Genomic DNA, 14,093 nt, shown 5'->3' on the forward strand with positions numbered 1-14,093 from the left:
GAAAGGGCTCCCACTTCCTCGCCTTCCTCGGCCTGGCCGCCGCCCTGACCTGCTACAAGAAACTCGCGAAACTCGCCACGTGAGACAATCTCTTACAATGTCCGCTTCTGGGACATACGTGAGCGCCCCGATCGACGCAAGCCGTTTATGGTCCGGTGGACGGTAGACGGGCGAGAAAAATCAGAGTCATTCATGACGGTCGGGCTTGCCGACAGCAGACGCGCAAAGCTGATGACGGCAGCGCGCGACGGCGAGCCTTTCGATACGCATACGGGTTTGCCGGCGTCCGAGCTGCGAGCTATCAAGCAGAGGACGACGTGGTACGACCTTGCCCACGAATACCTCGACCAACGATGGGACCGTACGCCGGGAAACACCCGCCGTACCCTGGCCGACGCGTTCGCCACCATCACGCCTGCTCTGGTGCACCCTGGCGCGTCCTACCCGGAGCCGCGGGTGCTGCGCCGCGCCCTGTACTCGTGGGCGTTCAACAAGAAGGCGTGGGCCCATGAGCCGAACGAGGAGTGGCGGAAGGCCCTGGAGTGGATTAAGCGGAACTCCCTGCCCGTTAGCGCTCTCGCGGAAGCCGATGTGCTGCGACGGGCGTTGGACGCACTGTGCCGCAAGCTGGACGGGAAGGCGGCTGCAGCCAAGACGGCGCGGCGCAAGAGGGCCGCCTTCAACGAAGTCCTCAACACCGCAGTAGAAAAAGGATACTTCGCGAAGAACCCGCTCAACGGGCTCAGGTGGAGCGCTCCGGCAGCCAACGAGGAGGTAGACCCCGCTTCCGTTCCCAATCCAGCCCAGGTAGCCCGGCTACTCGCGGCGGTTGCTCAGCAGCGTGGGCGAGGCCCTCACCTGGAGGCGTTCTTCGGTTGCATGTACTACGCCGCGATGCGGCCGGCCGAGGTCATTCACCTCCGTCTCGAGCAGTGCCATCTCCCCCAGACCGGGTGGGGGCTGCTCAATCTGTCGGGCGGGGTCGTGACCGCAGGCAAGGAGTGGACGGACGACGGCGCGGTGCATGAGGTGCACTCGCTTAAGCGTCGTGCGGCTACAGCGACGCGGCCCGTGCCCGTCCCGCCGCAGTTCGTGCGGATCCTCCATGCACACATCGAACGGTTCGGCGTGGCGCCTGACGGTCGGCTGTTTCGGAACCAGGCCGGCAACTACGTGGATGCAGCTGCGTATGGCACGACGTGGGCGCGGGCACGGAAGTACGTTCTGACTTGCACGGAGCTCGCTTCCGGCCTGGCAAAGCGGCCCTACGATCTCCGGCACGCCGGGATCTCGTTCTGGCTGTACTCAGGTGTGGACCCAGCCGAATGCGCTCGCCGCGCGGGCCAGAGCATCGAGGTCCTCTTCCGTCACTACGCCAAGTTTCTGGACGGCGTTCGGGAGCAGGCCAACCGCCTCATCGAGCAGTCCATGCAGGAGTGGGACCGCGTCAGCCAGGATGCGGCACCTGCTGGGTAACCGGGGGCTTTGGTCCGTGACTGGTCCGGAAGCACTGGTCAGGAGCGGGATAGCGGTGGGAGGAACTGGGAGTTACAACGTAATCCGGGCCCCGCTCTGAGCAGGCTCCGTCGAAGGCGCCTGACGGGCAAAAGACCAGGTCAGGCGCCTTTTCTCGTGCGTCTAGAAGAAGCCGAGCTTCTTCGGCGAGTACGACACCAGGAGGTTCTTCGTCTGCTGGTAGTGCTCCAGCATCATCTTGTGCGTCTCGCGGCCGATCCCGGACTGCTTGTAGCCGCCGAACGCCGCGTGCGCGGGGTAGGCGTGGTAGCAGTTGGTCCACACCCGACCCGCCTGGATCGCGCGGCCCGCGCGGTACGCGGTGTTGGCGTCCCGGGTCCATACGCCCGCGCCGAGGCCGTACAGAGTGTCGTTGGCGATCTTGATGGCGTCGTCGAAGTCGTCGAAGGAGGTCACCGAGACGACCGGACCGAAGATCTCCTCCTGGAAGATCCGCATCCGGTTGTCGCCCTCGAAGATGGTCGGCTGCACGTAGGAGCCGCCCTTCAGCTCGCCGTCGTGCTCGATGCGCTCACCGCCGGTGAGGACCTTCGCGCCCTCCTGCCGGCCGATGTCGAGGTAGGAGAGGATCTTCTCCAGCTGGTCGTTGGAGGCCTGGGCACCGATCATCGTGTCGGTGTCGAGGGGGTGCCCCGGCTTGATCCGCCGGGTACGCTCGATCGCCGCCTCGAGGAACTCCGCATAGTGGCCGCGCTGGATCAGCGCCCGGGACGGACAGGTGCAGACCTCGCCCTGGTTGAGGGCGAACATGGTGAAGCCCTCGAGCGCCTTGTCGCGGAAGTCGTCGTCGTGCGCCCACACGTCGTCGAAGAAGATGTTCGGGGACTTGCCGCCGAGTTCGAGGGTGACCGGCTTGATGTTCTCCGAGGCGTACTGCATGATCAGCCGCCCGGTCGTGGTCTCCCCGGTGAACGCCACCTTCGCCACGCGCGGGCTGGACGCCAGCGGCTTGCCCGCCTCCACCCCGAAGCCGTTGACGATGTTCAGGACACCGGGCGGCAGCAGGTCCGCGATCAGGCTCACCCAGTAGTGGATGGAGGCCGGGGTCTGCTCGGCGGGCTTGAGGACGACCGCGTTGCCCGCGGCGAGCGCCGGCGCGAGCTTCCACGCCGCCATCAGAATCGGGAAGTTCCACGGGATGATCTGCGCGACGACCCCGAGTGGCTCGTGGAAGTGGTACGCCACCGTGTCGTCGTCGATCTCGCCGAGCGACCCCTCCTGCGCCCGGATCGCGCCCGCGAAGTAACGGAAGTGGTCGATCGCCAGCGGGATGTCGGCCGCCAGCGTCTCGCGGACCGGCTTGCCGTTCTCCCAGCTCTCGGCCACCGCCAGGGGCTCCAGATGGGCCGCCATGCGGTCGGCGATCTTCAGCAGGATGTCGCTGCGTTCCGCCACCGGCGTACGGCCCCACGCCGGCGCGGCCTCGTGCGCGGCGTCCAGCGCCCGCTCGACGTCCTCCGCGGTGCCGCGCGCGATCTCGGTGAATGGCTGTCCGTTGACCGGCGACGGATTCTCGAAGTACTGCCCGCGCAGCGGAGGCACGTACTCCCCGCCGATGAAGTGGTCGTAGCGCGCCTGGTAGGAGACGATCGCGCCCTCGGTGCCCGGCGCCGCGTAACGAGTCATGCTGGCCTGCCTCCTGGTGCAGCGCTGCCCGCCGTTGGGCAGCTCTCGGGCGCGAGGCTAGGCGGGCGGACGTTGCAACCACGTTGCGCCGCGGGCCCGCCCAGGCGCCCGGCCGACCGGCGCCGCCAGCTCGGCCTCCAGCGCGGCGAGCCGGGACCGCACCGGCGCCGTGGGCCGCACCGCGGCCAGCGCCCGCCACACCTGAAGGTCGTCCTCGCCCCACGGCGCGTGCGCCCAGTCCGCCAGCAGGTCCGGGTCGCGGTGGGCGATGAGTGCCGTCCGCAGCCCGTCGGCGAGGCGGTCGCGCAGCCGTACAATCGCCGGCGCCTGCGAACCGGGCAGTAGCGGACCGGCGTACGCCTCCGCCGCCGCCGCGACGGCACCCGCCCTGAGGCGGCGCTCCACCACGGTGACGTCCGACTCGACCGCGGCCGTCAGCCGGTACGGCCGCGAGGCGAGCAGTCCGGGGCCCAACAGCCTGCGCAACCGGGCCAGTTCGGCCCGCAGGGTCACCGGTGTCACCGACTCGTCCGCGTACAGCGCACACAGCAGCTCGTCGCCGCTCATCCCCTCGGGGTGCCGGGCCAGCAGCAGAAGGATTTCGCTGTGCCGACGGCTGAGCCGGATCCGGTTGCCGTCCAGGACGAACTCGGCCTCGTCCCGGCCCAGCACGCCGAGCAGCGGCGTGTCCACCGAGCCCCCCGGCGGATCGAGGAGCGCGAGCTGCGCCTCCGCGGCCCGCGCCACCGCCTGCACGAACCCGAGGCTGTGCGGATGCGCCAGCCCGTCCCCGCCGGTGATGTCCACGGCGCCCAGGACCCGCCCGGTGCGCGGGTCGTGCACCGGCGCCGCCGCACACGTCCACGGCTGGACCCGCCGTATGAAGTGCTCCGCGGCGAACACCTGCACCGGCCGGTCCACGGCGACCGCGGTACCCGGCGCGTTCGTGCCGACCGCGCTCTCCGACCAGCGTGCCCCCGGTACGAAGTTCATCCCGTCCGCCCGGCGCCGGGTCGCCGGGTGCCCCTCGACCCACAGCAGCCTGCCGTGCGCGTCGCACACCGCCAGCAGATGCTCGCCGTCGGCCGCAAAGGTGCCCAGCAACTCCCGGAACAGGGGCATCACCCTGGCCAGCGGGTGATCGGCCCGGTAGGCGCCGAGGTCGCCGTCGGTCAGCTCCACGCTCGCGGTGCCGTCCGGTCCGACGCCGGCCCGCGCGCTGCGCCGCCACGACTCCGCCACCACCGACCGCACCGGGCGCGGCACCGTCCCCACCGTGGTGAACGTCTCGTGCGCCCGGCGCAGCGCACGGACCCGTTCGGCGGGGTCGGCCCCGGGCTCCAGGGCCACCCACGGATCGGTCAACTCGGCCTCCCCGGACGGTGAAACGGCTGTGTCGGTCCTGCGCCCATCGTCGTCCGGCTAGGCGAAGTTGACCAGCCTCACGTAGCGGACCCAGTCCCAGTACGGGCCCGGATCGGTGTGATCGGTGCCGGGCACCTGGTAGTGGCCGATGATGTGCTCCCTGTCCTTCGGGATGCGGTACTTGTCGCAGATCGCCGCCGTGAGCTTGGCCGACTCCTCGTAGAGGGCGTCGGTGAAGTAGGCCGGCTGGTCCACCCACCCTTCGTGCTCGATGCCGATGCTGCGGGTGTTGTAGTCCCAGTTGCCCGCGTGCCAGGCGACGTCGGCCTCGTGCACGCACTGCGCGACGTGCCCGTCCGCCGAGCGGACCAGATAGTGCGCGGACACCTTCTTCTCGGGATTGCCGAAGATCGAAAGCGTGTTGGCGTACGTCTCCTGCGTGACATGGATGATCACACGGTCGATGGCGTAGCTGCCGGGGCGGTCGGACGCGGTGTAGTTGGAGGGGCTCGCCGGCTGCCACTCGGCGGGCGGGTAGTCGACGGTCCCGGACTGCGCATCGGCTCGGGGGTCGGGGAGCAGCGCGTAGGGGACGGCGGCGAGTGCCGCACCCTTCAGCAGCCGTCGTCTGCTCAGGCGCGGCCCGCCCTGGCTCGCCGGTTGCACCGGCTCTCTTCGCGGTGCGGATCCGGCCGGCTCCATGTCCATGTCCATCGCGCGGGTGCCTTTCGGGGTGTGGGGGATTTTCAGAAGGTGTGCGGGGTGGGGAGGTGCGTCACGAGTCGGGAGCGCGTCGTGGGGACGTGGCCGGCGTCAGCCCCGCAGGCCCCGCGCGGTCTGCCGCATCCGCGCGTGCACGCCCCGGTACGTCTCCCGTTCCGGCAGCCACTCCTTGCGCAGCTTGGCCACGCACGTGTAGTTCGTGTCGCACACGTTGGCCAACGGCGATTCGACCGCCTGGGTTGCGAATTGGTACGCGTCCGGCTCACTGAACCCGTAGTCGCGTGCCAGCCACTGCACCAGGTCCAGCTGCGATATCCGGAACGCGTCCTCCAGCGGGCGGGCCGAACCGGTCGAGATGATGTGGGTGTCCGACTCCAGCCGGGGCCACGGCGTGGCGAGGTCCTTGAGGAGCTCGACGACCACCACGGTGTTCATCGCGCACTCCACGGCCACACCGCAGGTCTCACCCTCGCCCTGCCGGGCGTGGCCGTCGCCGAGGCTGAGCAGGGCGCCCTCGACGTTGACCCCCAGATAGCAGGTGACGCCGGCCCGCATCTCGGGTGTGTCCATGTTCCCGCCGTGCGCGTCCGGCACCAGGGCCGAGCGCACCTCGAGATTGGCGGGGGCCACGCCCACCGTGCCGTGCATCGGGTCCATGGGCAGCTCCACCTCGATGTCGCTGTCCTGTGCTTGGAAGAGGGCGGTGCGCCGCGCGCGGTCCAGCTGCCAGATCCAGACGCGTTCCGGCAGCGGGGGCTGCAGCGTGGCCGTGGTGTGCGTGGAGGTGAGCGCGCCGAAGAGCGGGACCGTCGTCGACGCCGCCCAGTCGCGGGCCGGTTCGATCGACACGAAGTGCACGGCCACCGTGTCGCCCGGCTCGGCGCCCTCTATGTGGAAGGGGCCGGTCTGCGGATTCAGGAAGGGGAACTCGCAGACCTCGGAGACGAGGTCCTTCTCGGAGCGCACCCGGCCGGCGAAGCAGTCCTCCGTGTACAGGTCGAGAATCGTGCCTGGCGCGATCCGCGCCACGGGCGCTGCGCCGCCGAACGTCCAGGCGTATGCGTCCGGTTCCGGGCGCACGGTGAGGATCCGGGGGTCGGTCATGGTGGAGCTGGTCCCTTCTGACGGGAGCGGTCGTGGGACGGGACTTGCGCAGGCCGGCGCGGGCTCTCTGCACGGCTCCGGCGGGTCAGCGGGGTACGGGCCCGTCCGTCCGCGGACCGGCGGCCGGGTCGTACGAGTCGAGGTGCACCCGGGCGGTCTCGGCTATGCGCTCGGGGTGACGCCGTATCAGCAGGAGCAGCACCACGACACCGGCCGCCATCCAGACGCCGACGATCGGGCCGGCGTAGGAGACCGGGGCCGTCAGTTCGGTGACGAAGTCGAAGGCCGGGAGGCCGGCGGCCGTCAGCAGGGCGGGGACGAAGGCCGCGATGCCGAGCACCGGGAACAACAGATGCCGTACCGGCTTGACGGCGTCCCGGCCAGCCCGCAGGAAGTAGCCGGCGCAGGCGAGGTTCACGACGATGTAGACACCGACGACCACCGTGACGATCACCGTGGCGAGCAGCAGGAAGGCCGTCACGGGGTCGTAGCCGAAACCGAGTCCCAGGACTGCCCCGACCGCCACGAGGGTCTGCAGTGCGATCCCGGCCACGGGGGAGCGGTGCCGGGGGTGGAGTGTGGCGAGCAGGCGGGGCAGCACCCGGATGCGGGCCAGGGCGAAGGCCGTACGGGTCGAGACGTTGGCGCATGCGTTGGCGTTGGCGATCGTGGAGTTGATCACCGCCAGGAAGACCAGCACCCAGAAGAGACCGAAGGAGGCCCGGGCGACGCCGTCCCAGGAGGCCACGCCCGAGACACCGAACTTCGCGAAGTGGTCCGGGCCGAAGTAGACGGTCATCGCATATGTCGTGATCACGTAGAACAGGCCGATGCCCAGGGCTGCTCCGAGGACCGCGCGGTGCATCGTCCGCCGGGGGTCGCGCGTCTCCTCGGCGAGCGGCGCCGCGGCCTCGAACCCCGCGAACGCCAGCACCGTGTACACAGACCCGGCGAACACGCCACTGATCCCGGGATACCCGTCGGCGGTGTGCGAAGTGCCGAACACCGAAAGGGTGTTGGCGTCGCCCGCCTTGCCGATGAGCAGGACCGCGAACACCAGGAAGACAACGATCTCGAAGACGCCGAGGACGGTGCCGAAGCGGGCCGAGGCACGGACCCCCAGATAACCCGCGGCGGCGATCACGACGGCGCCCGCCAGGGACCACGGCCACCACAGGTCCGCCGGACAGGAGGACCACTCCTCGTGCAGCGTTCCCGCCGCCGTGAAGCCCAGCTGGAGGAGCAACAGCGGTGGGACCAGCATCTCCACGAAGACGTAGCCCCAGCCGACGAGGAACCCGACGGCGGGGTGCAGCCCCCGTGCCGCATACGTGGCCACCGAGCCCGCGGCCGGCAGCTCCCGGGCCAGCTCGGCCACGCACGACGCGGTGAACAGGCAGGCCACCAGGGCGATCAGCACCGCAAGCGGCAGGCTGCCGCCCGCGAAGGCGGCACCGGCCGGTATCGAAGCGGCCACGGCGGCCGCCGGCGCCATGGCCGTGACGCTCTGGAACAGCACCTCGCGCAACCCGACGGCGTCACGCCGCAGTGCCCCGGTCGTCTCCTCGTGCATGTGTGTCCCCCGATGTCTGTCAGCCCAATGCCACCCGATGCCTGTGAGATACCGTCAACCGTTCGGCCGCCGACGCCCTTGACGGTCCGTCGGCCGTGCCTCGCGTGAATCACGGTACGGTGCGGGCGGGTTGGGCAGAAGAGCGCACACCGCATCCGTGGAGAAGCCGCCACTTGTGGATATCCCGGACACCCGATCGGGTGAACACGGCGGTCGCCACGATCTCGCATGCGGGCGGCCCGAGGAGCCCCTGACCTCGATCGGAGAGGTCAGGAACGGCCCGCGACCACCGCCGGATCGTCCAGCACGCCCCGGACCACCGAGTGCGCCGCGCCCAGCAGAGGGCCCTCGGGCCCCAGTCCGGACACCGTCACGGGGCAGGACGGGCCCGCCGTGCGGCTCGTCAGCTCCGTCTCCAGGGACGGCAGCAGCCAGGGGGAGAGACCGGCCAGCGCGCCGCCCAGCACCACCGCCTCGGGGTCGAGGAGGTTCACCGCGCCGGTCAGGGCGATGCCGAGCGCCGTACCGGCGTCCCGCAGGGCCGCCCGCACGCCCTCGTCGCCCTGCTCGGCGCGCTCCGCGAGCAGGCCCACCAGGTCCTCGCGCGGCTCCAGCCCCGCCGCGCGCAGCACCGCCTCCTCGCCCGCGTACTGTTCCAGGCAGCCCCGGCCGCCGCACGGACAGCGCGGTCCGTCCGGCCGTACGGGTACGTGACCCAGCTCGCCGGCGAAGCCGCGGGTGCCGCGCAGCAGCCCGCCGTCCACGACGACCGCGGCGCCGATGCCGATCTCGGCCGACACGTGCAGGAAGTCACGCGGGGTGCCGTCGCCGAGCCACAACTCCGCGAGCGCACCGAAGTTGGCCTCGTTGTCCACGGTCAGCGGCCATGCGTCGGGCAGCAGGGCGCCGAGGTCGGTGTCGCGCCAGTGGAGGTTCGGGGCGCGTACGACCGTACGGCCGTTCCGCGCCACGAGTCCGGGCACGGCGACCGCGAGCCCAGCGGGCCAGAGCGCCTCCCGCTCGGCCTCCGCGACGACCCGGCGGACCAGCCCGGTCAGCTCCTCGACCACCGGTTCGGGTGCCCGGCCCCGGTTCGCCCCGTGCCGTACGGCCCGCGCCCGGACCACGCCGCGCAGGTCCACCGCGCACACCGCGAGGTGATCGACGCCGATCTCCGCCCCGATTCCGGCCGGTCCGCGGCCGCTCACCGCGAGCGCCGACCCGGGCCGGCCCACCCGGCCCGGCCGCTGCGGACCCAGTTCCTCCAGCAGACCCCACCGGATCAGCTCGTCCACCAGCGTCGACACGGCCGCCCGCGTCAGCCCGATGCGCGAGGCGACCGCGGCCCGCGACAGCGAACCCTCCGCGCTGACGGCGTGCAGCACACGGGCCAGATTGCGCCGGCGCATGCCCTGCTGGGTGTCCGGCAGAGCGCGGCCGGCGGCCGGCGGGCGGGCCTCGTGCAGCGGTGCGGTCATGCCTGAAGTCAGTCCTCGGTCTCTGCCACCCGGCTCATGCGCGCGGTTCGGTCTCTGTCGCCCGCTCCAGCAGCGGGGCCGCGTCGGAGAGTACCCCGGTGATCCGCTCCAGCGTCCCCTGGTCCCGCTCCACGGCCTCCAGCACCGGGCCCGCGGCCGTGTTCCAGCGGCGGGCCACCGCGGCCGGGTCCTCGCCGGTGAGCAGGCCGGCGGCCTGTGCCGCGGCGCCGAGGGCGACCAGTTCCCTGGCCTCGGGTACCTGGACCGGCCGCCCGGACAGCCGCCGTACCGTGTGCTGCCAGGCCGTCCCGCGGGCCCCGCCGCCGATCAGCAGCAGCGGGGTGCTGCGGTCCGCTTCCTCGTCCAGGACCAGGTCGAGCGCGCCCAGCAGCGAGTGCACGGCCCCGTCGTACGCGGCCTGGAGCAGTTGCCCCGCGGTCGTGTCGTGGCGCAGTCCGTGCAGCAGTCCGGAGGCGTTGGGCAGGTTCGGGGTGCGCTCGCCGTCCAGGTACGGCAGCAGGGTCACGGAGCCGCCGGGCTCCACGGCCTCGCGGTCCAGGCCCAGCAGCGCCGCGACGCGGTCCACCGCGAGCGTGCAGTTCAGGGTGCAGGCCAGGGGCAACCAGTCCCCGTGCGCGTCGGCGAATCCGGCCACCGTGCCGGTCGGATCGGCCGGTCGGTGCCTGGAGACGGCGTACACGGTGCCGGATGTGCCGAGGCTGAGCACCGGGGTGCCGGGCCGCAGGCCGAGCCCGAGGGCCGCCGCCGCGTTGTCGCCGGTGCCGGGAGCGACCAGCGTGCCCTTGGAGAACGGCAGGTCGTGGCTGTCGCGCACGGTGCCGGCCACCTCTCCGGGCCGCACCACCCGAGGCAGCAGCGCCGGGTCGAGACCGACATGCGCGAGGGTCTCCGCGTCGTACGTCTGCGTGCCGGAGGCCCACCAGCCGGTGCCGGACGCGTCGCCGCGGTCGGTGGTGCCCTGCCCGGTCAGGCGCTCGGTGAGGTAGTCGTGGGGGAGCCGTACCGCCTTGGTCGCGCGGACCGACTCCGGCTCGTGCTCGGCCAGCCACGCCCACTTCGTGACCGTGAACGACGCGCCGGGCACGCTGCCGGTGCGCTCCGCCCAGGCCTTCGGCCCGCCCAGTTCCTCCACCAGTCGCCGGGCCTGCGGCGCCGAGCGGACGTCGTTCCACAGCAGCGCCGGACGCACCGGTTCGCCCCGCTCGTCCAGGGTGACCAGGCCGTGCTGCTGGCCGCCGACCGACACGGCGGCCGCCTCGTGCGCCGCGTCACCGCACTGGCGCAATGCCTCGCACAGCGCGTCCCACCACTGACGCGGGTCGCTCTCGCGGCCCGCGCCGGCGGACACGGTGTGCGGCGCCTGGCCGCTGGCCACCACCTGGCCGGTGGCCGCGTCGACGACCAGTGCCTTCGTGGACTGAGTGGATGTGTCCACGCCGACGACGAGCGGACCCTCGGCTGCTGACATCGGGCTCTCCCTTTTCCGCGACGTTCCGCGACTTCCGTGATTTTCCGCGACTCCGCGGGACAAAGACATCTTGTCTCTTCCCAGAGGCGCGAGCGCATACTAATTTGTAAACCGCCATGACGAAATAGTCGCAACGCAGCAAGGAGCCGCGGCATGAGCTACCAGCCCACCCCCGAAGACAGGTTCACCTTCGGCCTGTGGACCGTCGGCTGGCAGGGAAGGGACCCGTTCGGCGACGCCACCCGCCGTGCCCTGGACCCGGTCGAGACGGTGCAGCGCCTGGCCGAGCTGGGCGCCCACGGGGTGACCTTCCACGACGACGACCTGATCCCCTTCGGGTCGTCGGAGACCGAGCGCGAGTCGCACATCAAGCGGTTCCGCCAGGCCCTGGACGCCACCGGCATGACCGTGCCGATGGCCACCACCAACCTGTTCACGCACCCCGTCTTCAAGGACGGCGCGTTCACCGCCAACGACCGCGACGTGCGCCGCTACGCGCTGCGCAAGACGATCCGCAACATCGACCTGGCCGTCGAGCTGGGCGCGAAGACGTACGTCGCCTGGGGCGGCCGGGAAGGAGCCGAGTCAGGTGCCGCGAAGGACGTCCGCGCCGCCCTGGACCGGATGAAGGAGGCCTTCGACCTGCTCGGCGAGTACGTCACCGCCCAGGGCTACGACCTCCGCTTCGCCATCGAGCCCAAGCCGAACGAGCCGCGCGGCGACATCCTGCTGCCCACCGTCGGCCACGCCCTGGCCTTCATCGAGCGGCTGGAGCGCCCTGAGCTGTACGGCGTCAACCCGGAGGTCGGGCACGAGCAGATGGCGGGCCTGAACTTCCCCCACGGCATCGCGCAGGCACTCTGGGCGGGCAAGCTCTTCCACATCGACCTCAACGGCCAGTCGGGCATCAAGTACGACCAGGACCTGCGGTTCGGCGCCGGCGATCTGCGGGCGGCGTTCTGGCTGGTGGACCTGCTGGAGAGCGCCGGCTACGAGGGTCCGCGGCACTTCGACTTCAAGCCGCCACGGACCGAGGACCTCGAGGGCGTGTGGGCCTCGGCGGCCGGATGCATGCGCAACTACCTGATCCTCAAGGAGCGTTCAGCCGCTTTCCGCGCCGATGCGGAGGTGCAGGAGGCGCTGCGCGCCGCGCGCCTGGACCAGCTGGCCCGGCCCACCGCCGCGGACGGCCTGCAGGCACTGCTCGCCGACCGCTCCGCCTTCGAGGACTTCGACGTCGAGGCCGCTGCCGCACGCGGGATGGCCTTCGAACGGCTCGATCAGCTCGCCATGGACCACCTGCTGGGGGCGCGGGGCTGAACACCGGGAGAGCCGGGGCGCGGCACGCGCCGCCGGCCCCGGCCCTCCGTCAGTCCACTTTTCCGACTGTGCAGTTCAGGAGGTCGCAGTTCCTCGGGCGGCCGCACGTACGTCACGATCGTCCTGACCCCGCTGTCGACCAGTCGGCCCTGCGCGTCGAAGGCGCCCGCGCCGTCGGTCATTCCGAAGTCGTTGTCGTTGATCAAGGCGAGCGTGTCACGGTCCACGCGCGCGATGCCCTCGATCTTCTGCTGCACGCCGTCGACCTTGTACAGGTCGACCACCAGCCGCTTGGCGAGCACCGGCACGCTGACGGCGGCCGGATCGTCCAGCTGCTCCAGGGACGACGAGGTCGTGTCGTCGTCCCAGGAGCTGCCCAGGATGCTCGACCCGCGCCCCAGCTCGACCAGTTGGAGCCGGGCTGCCTTGTCGGTGCGCTCCTCGACCAGCAGCCGGTCGCCGCCCACGGCCACCACCGAGGAGATCTTCAGCTCGAGGTGTCGTCTTCGCTCGGGTCGACCACGTTCACCGGGTCGAACCGGTAGGCGTACTCGGCGGTGACGGCCTTCTCGCGCGGCGAGAAGCGCAACAGCCGCGTGGTGCGCGAGGCGTCCCCGGCGTCCCCGTCCGGCAGCGACAACGGGCTCTGCAGAGCCATCTCCAGGTCACCGCCGGGCAGCTGCGCCAGCCCCTCGAACCCCCGGTTGATCTTGCGGTGCAGGAAGACCGACGGCAGCGCCTCCACCACCGGGTAGTCGGCGCCCGTCAGGGCGAGCCCCTTGGGCACATACTGGGTGAGCACCGTCCCGCGCGCGGAGACGTGGATCAGCGAGGGGCCGTACTCGTCGACGAGCCAGAACGTCGCGGCCCTGCTGATCGGGCAGTCCGGTGACGGCCTTCCCTGAGGCGGTGGTCAGCGGGATCGCGTCGATGACCTGGACGGTGTCTTTGGACACCCGGATCTTCACGATGGCGGGGTCGAATTCCGGCACCGGGAACGTGCGGCGCTTCTTGCCGTCCACCTTGATCTGTCCGTTGGGGCCACGGTCGGTCACCGTCCAGTACTCGCCCTGGCGGCCCACCGGGTAGATGTCGCTGCCGATGCCGCCGAGCTTCATCCCGTGGTCGTCGCCGACGCTGCCGGGCAGCAGTGCGTTGCTGAACGCGCCGAGCGGGATCTCGCCGAGCGTCGCCGTGCGGATGACGCGGGCGTCCCGGGACGGCGCCGCCGTGGCCGTTCCCGCGGCCACGAGAATGGCTGCCAGGGCCAGGGGCAGGCCCGTGGCGACGGAACGGCGGACGCGCCGCCGGCGGGCATCGTGCGGGTGCATCGGGCCTCCTGCGGGGGAACAAGTTCGGTGACAGCGGCCAGATTTGGGCTCCATGAGGAACGCCGCGCGGCCGCCGGGTGAACAGTCCGAGTCGACCACCGCTCATCGGATCACGGACGCCTCAGGGGTGATGGCTCCTCAAAGACCGTCCTCCTGCTCGACGCCGAGATGTGCCGCCGCCAGTGCCGTCACCGGATCACGGTCCGGCCCGCCCGCAGGAACTCAGTGACCCGCCTCGAGCGCCGCACGCGCGCGTGCGAGCGCCACACCCTCCACCTGCCACTCCTCGTCGAGCATGGCCAGCGACGGGACGCCACCGGCGCACCAGGCGCGGACAGCCGTCGCCAGCCCCGTGCTGCCACGGCCCGCCGCTTTCACGAGCCGCTCCATGACGGCGCCGCAGGGCGCTCCGCGCGCGAGCCGCACGGCGTCCTGGGCGGCCGTCAGAGCAGTACTGCCGTCCCAAGGCCCCGGGCGAATGACCTCCGTGAGGAGCCGGTACGCCTCCGCCGCGGTGCGGCCCGCGAGGTGGCTCGGGCAGCGGAGGC

10 protein-coding genes and 1 pseudogene are annotated in these 14,093 nt (G+C 71.3%); 2 read left to right on the forward strand and 9 right to left on the reverse strand.

Annotation, left to right across the window (positions count from 1 at the left end; genetic code table 11):
• Positions 1-147 precede the first annotated feature (147 nt).
• A complete protein-coding gene (locus ACWC2T_RS38940) occupies positions 148-1,476 on the forward strand; it encodes a tyrosine-type recombinase/integrase (RefSeq protein WP_450675056.1) in 1,329 nt (442 codons plus the stop codon).
• Between the two features lie 162 nt (positions 1,477-1,638).
• On the opposite strand, the gene adh is transcribed toward ACWC2T_RS38940, so the two are convergent.
• From adh to xylB, 7 genes are all read right to left on the reverse strand, one after another.
• Entirely contained in the window at positions 1,639-3,162 is a 1,524-nt protein-coding gene (gene adh, locus ACWC2T_RS38945; protein ID WP_450675057.1) for an aldehyde dehydrogenase, read from the reverse strand.
• Positions 3,163-3,219: 57 nt separating this feature from the next.
• A complete protein-coding gene (locus ACWC2T_RS38950) occupies positions 3,220-4,527 on the reverse strand; it encodes a GAF domain-containing protein (RefSeq protein ID WP_450675058.1) in 1,308 nt (435 codons plus the stop codon).
• 57 nt (positions 4,528-4,584) lie between these two features.
• Complete coding sequence (locus ACWC2T_RS38955) at positions 4,585-5,229, reverse strand: N-acetylmuramoyl-L-alanine amidase (protein WP_450675100.1); 645 nt, start codon at positions 5,227-5,229, stop codon at positions 4,585-4,587.
• Between the two features lie 111 nt (positions 5,230-5,340).
• Positions 5,341-6,354 carry an acetamidase/formamidase family protein gene (locus ACWC2T_RS38960; protein WP_450675059.1) on the reverse strand — a complete coding sequence of 338 codons (1,014 nt, stop codon included), beginning with the start codon at positions 6,352-6,354 and terminating at the stop codon, positions 5,341-5,343.
• Positions 6,355-6,439: 85 nt separating this feature from the next.
• Entirely contained in the window at positions 6,440-7,927 is a 1,488-nt protein-coding gene (locus ACWC2T_RS38965; protein WP_450675060.1) for an APC family permease, read from the reverse strand.
• Positions 7,928-8,196: 269 nt separating this feature from the next.
• Positions 8,197-9,405 carry an ROK family protein gene (locus ACWC2T_RS38970; protein ID WP_450675061.1) on the reverse strand — a complete coding sequence of 403 codons (1,209 nt, stop codon included), beginning with the start codon at positions 9,403-9,405 and terminating at the stop codon, positions 8,197-8,199.
• 34 nt (positions 9,406-9,439) lie between these two features.
• Positions 9,440-10,894, reverse strand: coding sequence for a xylulokinase (gene xylB, locus ACWC2T_RS38975; RefSeq protein ID WP_450675062.1), 1,455 nt, complete (start codon positions 10,892-10,894; stop codon positions 9,440-9,442).
• 153 nt (positions 10,895-11,047) lie between these two features.
• Here xylB and xylA point away from each other — a divergent pair, with 153 nt between their 5' ends.
• Positions 11,048-12,214: a xylose isomerase gene (gene xylA, locus ACWC2T_RS38980; RefSeq protein ID WP_450675063.1), complete on the forward strand. Its 1,167-nt coding sequence runs from the start codon at positions 11,048-11,050 to the stop codon at positions 12,212-12,214.
• Here the strand turns inward: xylA and ACWC2T_RS38985 are convergent.
• Both ACWC2T_RS38985 and ACWC2T_RS38990 read right to left on the reverse strand, forming a co-directional pair.
• Positions 12,175-13,545, reverse strand: a pseudogene (locus ACWC2T_RS38985) (esterase-like activity of phytase family protein). The gene xylA and the pseudogene ACWC2T_RS38985 overlap by 40 nt on opposite strands.
• Before the next feature lie 222 nt (positions 13,546-13,767).
• A complete protein-coding gene (locus ACWC2T_RS38990) occupies positions 13,768-13,935 on the reverse strand; it encodes a hypothetical protein (protein ID WP_450675064.1) in 168 nt (55 codons plus the stop codon).
• Between the last annotated feature and the right edge of the window lie 158 nt (positions 13,936-14,093).

The sequence above is a fragment of the Streptomyces sp. NPDC001393 genome (assembly GCF_053597455.1).

Coding starts and splice junctions, on each gene's coding strand:
- ACWC2T_RS38990 (WP_450675064.1), bottom strand. CDS start 13,935: ATGGAGCGGCTCGTGAAAGCGGCGGGCCGTGGCAGCACGGGGCTGGCG.
- ACWC2T_RS38970 (WP_450675061.1), bottom strand. CDS start 9,405: ATGACCGCACCGCTGCACGAGGCCCGCCCGCCGGCCGCCGGCCGCGCT.
- ACWC2T_RS38965 (WP_450675060.1), bottom strand. CDS start 7,927: ATGCACGAGGAGACGACCGGGGCACTGCGGCGTGACGCCGTCGGGTTG.
- xylA (WP_450675063.1), top strand. CDS start 11,048: ATGAGCTACCAGCCCACCCCCGAAGACAGGTTCACCTTCGGCCTGTGG.
- ACWC2T_RS38960 (WP_450675059.1), bottom strand. CDS start 6,354: ATGACCGACCCCCGGATCCTCACCGTGCGCCCGGAACCGGACGCATAC.
- ACWC2T_RS38940 (WP_450675056.1), top strand. CDS start 148: ATGGTCCGGTGGACGGTAGACGGGCGAGAAAAATCAGAGTCATTCATG.
- adh (WP_450675057.1), bottom strand. CDS start 3,162: ATGACTCGTTACGCGGCGCCGGGCACCGAGGGCGCGATCGTCTCCTAC.
- ACWC2T_RS38955 (WP_450675100.1), bottom strand. CDS start 5,229: ATGGAGCCGGCCGGATCCGCACCGCGAAGAGAGCCGGTGCAACCGGCG.
- xylB (WP_450675062.1), bottom strand. CDS start 10,894: ATGTCAGCAGCCGAGGGTCCGCTCGTCGTCGGCGTGGACACATCCACT.